Source organism: Shewanella sairae (assembly GCF_023283535.1).
Taxonomy (GTDB): Bacteria; Pseudomonadota; Gammaproteobacteria; order Enterobacterales; family Shewanellaceae; genus Shewanella; species Shewanella sairae.
Map to the genome: position 1 here is coordinate 1 of NZ_JAKILT010000114.1, position 4,904 is coordinate 4,904.

The window sequence follows — 4,904 nt, forward strand, 5'->3', positions numbered from 1 at the left end:
AGTTATAATGGCGGCTTGACCCCAAATGAATCTGAACGAAGATTTTGGAATACGTACAAGTCCGTGTCCAGTTTTACTTGACCACTACATATGGATATAAGAAAAACTGTTGAGCAACTAGCGGCATCAAATATTAGAGTGCATTGCTTAGCATTAGGTGGAGTCGATCTAACTAGCCCCCCTGGGAAAATGACTATGCAAGTTATTTCAGCCGTTGCAGAGTTTGAGCGAGATCTTTTGCTTGAACGTACACATTCGGGCATAGCTAGAGCAAGAAGTGAAGGTAAACGCTTTGGGCGTCCGCCAGTCCTGAATAAAGATCAACAACTGGCAGTGATTGAAAGAATTAAATCAGGGGTAACTATCAGCGCAATTGCCCGTGAATTCAGTACAACACGGCAAACCATTCTCCGAGTAAAAGTAGCACACCAGAAACAGAACTGACCTTCTTGTACAACCAATGATGTTTGTTTATTTTTAAACTCACTTTTGGACAGAAGCTGCTTAGTCAATAGCTCAAATCAACCTAGCATTGATTAGATAAAGTACTTCTAGCCAGCAAAATAAAAGACCTGCCTCCGAAGCTCTCACTGGCAATCTTACTTCGAGGGTGGCTTCTGTTTCTGCTAATTTCTCCTCGGATAAATTAAATGGCACTCAACTCTCCTTGGCTATAACGCCGCCAACAGCGGTGACAGTTTGACGAGTCCGTTGCTTACCCTGGTTATGTTCTTACTCATATTGTTCGCATTCATCTTCGAGAACAGCTAGTAAATCCTTGGGCTCTATTATCCATACTTTACCTTCTGCATTAGGAAATACGCCAACTTTTAAGTCATCAGACTCTAAACCAGGCAACCAGTTCTCCATGAATTCATTTAGAGTAATTTCACTTACGTCTAAGTTTCCGTCTATAACTTTCTCGAATTCTTTTGCATAAACTGGATGTGGCCAAACGGTTAGATATTCAATTTCGTCTGTTGCGCGAGTATAGATATGACCTTCGTCATCACACAAGATCCATAACTGCTCCCAGTCCGCAACCTTGTTCAAGAAATGTAGGTATCTCTCTTCTGAGTTCAGAGCTAACACATTGTCCATCTGCATTTCATTCATGATGTAAGGCATATTAAATGTTCTTTAATTCCCTTTACCGACCAATCTAATCCAATAAATCCTTTATATGTTTCAGGATCTAATAGTGCTAAGCATCCTTCAGATGAGATTGTATAGTTGTATTCCATTTTTATTTACTTATAAGGTGTAACGTCTGCACAACCTACTTGCGCGGCATCCAAACCTATTATCAGCATTCATAAGTTTCTTAGCGCTTAATGTTACTTATTATATTGAGCCACAAGTGTAAACGCGCACTCTCACTGATGTTTAACTAACCCCATTTTTTTAGCGGTAGCTAAAGTATTAAAAGGGCTACTGATTTCACTAGACAAAACTTCAACTTGCCGCTGGTCTAAATGCTGAATTTTTGAATCACTTGGCTTGTCAAAATAGATAAAGCCTTTTAAGACTTCATTTAAAGTAGTGATGTCAGCTTCATTTAACACAGCCTTGAGATTACTAGCCTCAGCTTGAGTGCACTCGTAGTCTTTAAGAAAGCGAATGTATAAGAATACCTCTCTTTTGTCGTCCAAACTCAAGCTTTCAAACCATTCAGACTTGGGGAAATCTAATATCGTTTGTTTACCAATTTTGTCGCACTCTTGCCATTTATCATCCCAGACTTTTAAGTAACTCAGCTTATCAACTTTCACTGAGCAGCCAAAGAGAAGCAGAGGTAATAGATAAATCAGTCTTTTTTTCATAATAATTCTCTACGGCTAAATTGAGACGCGTCATAATGCTTAGAACACGCGAACAGTGCAGGAACTTAGGTTTCCAGCGAGTATTTCCTGCACGAAACTCTAGCAGAGGGGGGCTGGGTCGCCTTGACTTTAGTTGCAATGTTCAGATTCCTCTACTTTCACATCAAGCTTAAAAATCAACCACTCACTTAGGCTTGGATAATAATCTGCATCAGTTAGATTTAATGGGTGAATATCAGCCAATTTCGAGGTCTCATGAGCAGTTAACCAAGTTACTTCTCCATTGTCTGAGGCTGTATTTAAAACGACGACGCCAGAATCATTTAAGTCTTCTAAAACAATAAATTTTGATGGTAATTTAGCAGAATTTCTAAACCTAATTGTGTCGGAAACAGAGTCTTCAAGGCTAGATAATACTGAACACTCTCCGTAGCCAACATTAATCAGTAACCACTTTAATTCTTCAGGAAGATTAACACCTAAAGTCACCTCTGCCTTTAATAATGACTGCTTAGTTTCAAAGGTATCACCTTCGAAATACGACCGATTACTCTCTACTACTTCACGGAGGGAGGTCATTTAATGGCACCAATTAAACATAACGGCATTGGGAACTTCTGCTTGGCAACCAAGAGTTTAAACGGATGTTTAAACTCATAATCAACAACATAGGCTAGTGCGGCACACCCTTGCCATTGAATCGAAAAATTGTCGCTATCAGACTCTCGGATAAATTTTATTGTGTGGCAAGCAACTGCGTCATGCCCGAGCAAATAGATATGAAACGCGAAATCATCCCACTCTTCTATCTGTTCTGGGTGCATATCTATCTTCAGCTCAAGCCCATCCAAGTATTCTGGAGAGTATTCATGCAGACTACAGACCCTAAACCCACCCTTATGCCAGTAATGAGTAGACATTGTGCAGCGATGGTAGTTGCCCCAGACAATCGGATTCTCCCAACTCGATTCGTAGTCTACATCCTCATCATCCTCTATATCACGTTCTGAGTAGTAGTCGGCACTTTTCAAGTGGATATCGAACCAAACCTCACCATCCACAACTCTCGCGGTCCACTTAAATTCCCTCAACGGATGCCCTTCTGGCCAAGGGTTCCCTTCAAAATAAATCCTATTTTTATCCATTTTGTATCCTATGTATAACGCCTAAATCAGGTGTTTCAAAGCCGTCACCTAAATTTTCTTGTTAGCTGCCTCTGCTTGCGTGCGAAATTTTGCGAAATAGGCAACCATTGGGTGAGAGTCTTTTTGCATTCCCTTAACTTTGGCTTTTCCAAGCTTTCTGTGAAGGACACCTATAACTCTTAGTAATGGATGCTCAGACTTGATGCAATCATGAGCTGAGATGCTTAATGACTCAAAGCACATAATTTTAAAATCATAACTGCTGAACTCGCCAGCTTCATGCAGATTACCTTCCATCCTCTCTGAGTCATTTACAGCTTTATGAGTTAGACAATCAGTAGTTGTGAATTCATGAAAGTATGCTCCTTGCTCCCACCACGAATCACAATCAGTAAGGCTTACTTCCTGCTCTCCATCAATTACAACCCAACTTCTAGCGATTTCATCCTGTCGCCTGTATGCGGTTGTAAAAATTTCGATTCTGCCTTTGATAGAGTCTGCGAAATTATCCTCTACTCGTTTCTTCAGTTTTGACCATTGCATGAAATTTTCTCGTGCCGGCTAACGTTCGAATAACAGGCGTTTACTAGCCTAAATTGATTGAAGCCCCAAAAGCACTGGGTATTTGTGAAAAATGCGCTACGAGTAAACGTCCTTCGCTCATTCGCTTGTTATGGCTTAAGCTTAAGCGTAAACGTACTGCTCATTCTTTTTACCGCGATCATCCACCGTGATGACTCTTACATAGATTTGATGATTTCTAGCTACATACACTTCTGTATAGAATTCATTTACTTTATTTAAATCTACACCATGGTTCATTGCATGACGGGGTAGCCAATCTCGGTAGTAGCGAAGTGACTTTCTGATTCGCGGAGTAAAATAAAATATTTCCTCAGTGTTTGTTGGAACCCATGATATACGAACTGTTTTGTAGGGTTGTACACGAGCCAACGTGTACAAGTCCTCAAAAACAAAAGCACCATCTTCGTAGTTACAAAGACTCACAAACGAGTGAGTGAAGTTGTGAGCCATAGCCTTGATGGATTTGTACTTCATAATATTCCTGAGTCAAAACATTTGTATAGTGCGCATTCGCACATATTATTTAATTTTTACTGAAGAAAAGCTATTGATTGATAGGTACTCTACCAGAGTGTTGCAAGATAAACGCGGACAAAAATAAGCAAAGTGAGCATTGGTATTGATGTTCAATCTAAAGTAATTCGTGATGATTACGTATCGATTAGTAAAAGTAGGTCTATAGGCTTGTCACCAGCTCTATGTTGTTTATTGGCTATGACAGATAAAGGGGCAAAAATGAGTCAGCGTAGAGCTCTGTCATTACTAGGGCATAACGCCCAGCTCCGCCGCAGGCTGGACGGAGTTTGTTTGTTGTTAATTTGAGAGCGCTAGCGAACAACACCAAGCAAGTGGAGTCCAGACTGTCGTGCTGTAGCTTAATTAGATGGTCCGCCTCACCCCTAAGCTAACCTTAGGGTTAGGCTATCAAAGAGGCGAACCATCATGTCTATTATTAAAGTAATTGGGATCGATTTAGGCAAATCTTCTTTTCATCTTGTTGCTCATGACTACAACGGTCGAGAACAATTCAGAAAGCAGCTCTCTCGCGCAAAGCTTATTGAGTTCCTCTCTCAAACACACGCAACAACCATCGCCATGGAGTCATGTGGTGGCTCGCATTGGTTAGCGAGAAAGTGCCAGTCTTTCGGGCACAAAGTTAAACTCATTCCTCCGCAATACGTTAAGCCTTACGTCAAAACTAATAAAAATGACTACATCGATGCTGATGCAATAGCGGAAGCATCAACACGCCCATCGATGCGTAAGCGATCAATATAGGACGGTCTTGTCAGATTCTAATAAGTCTGCATTAGATCTGAGGTAAGCGGGTTGTCCGCAAACTTAGCCTTCC

The 4,904-nt window shown here is 40.8% G+C and carries 7 protein-coding genes and 1 pseudogene; 2 read left to right on the forward strand and 6 right to left on the reverse strand.

The window, feature by feature from the left end; genetic code table 11:
* The first annotated feature begins 90 nt into the window (after positions 1-90).
* Positions 91-444, forward strand: coding sequence for a recombinase family protein (locus L2748_RS22990; RefSeq protein ID WP_248957784.1), 354 nt, complete (start codon positions 91-93; stop codon positions 442-444).
* Between the two features lie 288 nt (positions 445-732).
* Here L2748_RS22990 and L2748_RS22995 read toward each other — a convergent pair whose 3' ends face one another.
* From L2748_RS22995 to L2748_RS23020, 6 genes are all read right to left on the reverse strand, one after another.
* On the reverse strand, positions 733-1,128 hold the full coding sequence (locus L2748_RS22995) for a DUF2750 domain-containing protein (RefSeq protein ID WP_248957785.1): 396 nt from the start codon (positions 1,126-1,128) through the stop codon (positions 733-735).
* 248 nt (positions 1,129-1,376) lie between these two features.
* Positions 1,377-1,772, reverse strand: coding sequence for a hypothetical protein (locus L2748_RS23000; protein WP_248957786.1), 396 nt, complete (start codon positions 1,770-1,772; stop codon positions 1,377-1,379).
* 180 nt (positions 1,773-1,952) lie between these two features.
* Positions 1,953-2,402 carry an SMI1/KNR4 family protein gene (locus L2748_RS23005; protein WP_248957787.1) on the reverse strand — a complete coding sequence of 150 codons (450 nt, stop codon included), beginning with the start codon at positions 2,400-2,402 and terminating at the stop codon, positions 1,953-1,955.
* Positions 2,399-2,914 carry a hypothetical protein gene (locus L2748_RS23010; protein ID WP_248957788.1) on the reverse strand — a complete coding sequence of 172 codons (516 nt, stop codon included), beginning with the start codon at positions 2,912-2,914 and terminating at the stop codon, positions 2,399-2,401. Before L2748_RS23010 ends, L2748_RS23005 begins: the two co-directional genes overlap by 4 nt.
* A gap of 102 nt (positions 2,915-3,016) precedes the next feature.
* Complete coding sequence (locus L2748_RS23015) at positions 3,017-3,511, reverse strand: SF0329 family protein (RefSeq protein ID WP_248957789.1); 495 nt, start codon at positions 3,509-3,511, stop codon at positions 3,017-3,019.
* Between the two features lie 141 nt (positions 3,512-3,652).
* Positions 3,653-4,027 (reverse strand): hypothetical protein, encoded by a 375-nt coding sequence (locus L2748_RS23020; protein ID WP_248957790.1) that lies wholly within the window; start codon positions 4,025-4,027, stop codon positions 3,653-3,655.
* Positions 4,028-4,495: 468 nt separating this feature from the next.
* Here L2748_RS23020 and L2748_RS23025 point away from each other — a divergent pair.
* Positions 4,496-4,816 (forward strand): annotated as a pseudogene (locus L2748_RS23025) (IS110 family transposase); the annotation flags it as partial.
* Positions 4,817-4,904 lie beyond the last annotated feature (88 nt).